The sequence below is a fragment of the Mesorhizobium sp. M7A.F.Ca.ET.027.02.1.1 genome, from assembly GCF_004022985.1.
Classification (GTDB): Bacteria; Pseudomonadota; Alphaproteobacteria; order Rhizobiales; family Rhizobiaceae; genus Mesorhizobium.
The window spans coordinates 1-1,313 of sequence record NZ_RZOL01000755.1 but is presented as its reverse complement, the minus strand read 5'-3'; the positions used below and the strand labels follow the sequence as shown (position 1 = coordinate 1,313).

Here is a 1,313-nt window from a genome sequence, read left to right as displayed (position 1 = left end):
CGACAAGGTGGTGTCGGAATAAGGCATGAACCCCGTTTCGACCATCATCAGCGACCTTCTGAGCGGTGTCGATCAGGCCGGGGCTCGCTTTGTAGAGGTCCTGTACAAGCGCATCGGCCTTTATAGCGAAAACCTGTTCTTCGCGATGCTGGTCCTCTATGTGGTCATTTGGGGTTACATGCAGATTTTCGGCCGCTCGACGGCCTCGCCGCTGGAGGCCGCGTGGCGTCTCGGCCGCGCGATGTTCATCTACTGGATGGTCACGAACTGGGCTCCGTTCTCCGAGACGATCTATACGCTCGTCCAGTCGATCCCGGAAGTTCTGGCCAACCGCATCGTCCAAACGATTTCGTCGACGAGCGGCACTCAGGTCTCGTCGGTCGATGCTGTCCCGGCAATGTTCGACGCCCTCTACGAAGCGACGTTGCGGGTGGTGCCCGAACTCTACACGTCAGTGTTGACCGACTTCTTCGGCGCCCTTCTGGCGATCATCATCATTTTTACGCTGCTATTCATCGGCGTCGCCGTAGCGGCGATTATCGCTGCAAAAGTCCTTCTTTTCATCATCCTGGCTCTTGGGCCGGTGTGGATCATCATGGCCCTCTTCAATTATTCCTTCAAATTCACCGAAGGCTTTTTCTCCGTCACTGCGAATTTGGTGGTGCAGCAATTGCTGATCTACGGCTTCCTGGGTTTCTACTACTACATGGTTCAGCTCTCCGTTTCCGCGATGGAGGGCGGCGCCGGGACCGACATAACCGGCAAGCTTTCTCACGTAATGCCACTCCTGCTGGTCACGCTGGTCGGGTTCTATGTTCTGTTACAAATACCCATCATCGCGGGCATTTTGACCGGGAGCGGACCGATAGGTACCGCCGGAGCCATTCACGGCATTCGGCGCGCGGCAAGGGGAACAGTGGACAACGCAGTTACGCGGACCACGACGCGGGCTGGCAGTTCGCTTCTTAGGAGATCAGCCGAAGGACGCCCCCGATTTGCGGCTGATGTGGGGAAGGCGAGTATTCAGCGCGAGACGGCCAAGAACGCGACCTCGCTATAGGGTCCACGAGAGACGGCAGAAAGCGCCGAATTCGTCATCAATCGCTTGCGATCTGATGGCGGCGAGGAAAGAGCTTGAAAGCAAGGCTAAATTAAAGTGTCAAATGAACAGACTGAAACTGGCTTGGTCGACCAGCGTTATTACCAGCAAGGCAGATCGTGGGAAGACGACACCCATCGCCGTTTACGGCGGTCGCGAACATTCGCTTGGTTGCTGACCGGCGTCTTCGGCGTCATCGCGCTTCTCTCACTGG

General features: G+C 56.9%; 1 protein-coding gene. It reads left to right on the top strand.

Annotation, left to right across the window (positions count from 1 at the left end):
* The first annotated feature begins 25 nt into the window (after positions 1-25).
* Positions 26-1,060, top strand: coding sequence for a type IV secretion system protein (locus EN749_RS35895; RefSeq protein ID WP_128364958.1), 1,035 nt, complete (start codon positions 26-28; stop codon positions 1,058-1,060).
* Positions 1,061-1,313 lie beyond the last annotated feature (253 nt).

Bases quoted from the DNA above. Each gene is read 5' to 3' on its own strand.
- EN749_RS35895 (WP_128364958.1), top strand. From the start codon at position 26: ATGAACCCCGTTTCGACCATCATCAGCGACCTTCTGAGCGGTGTCGAT.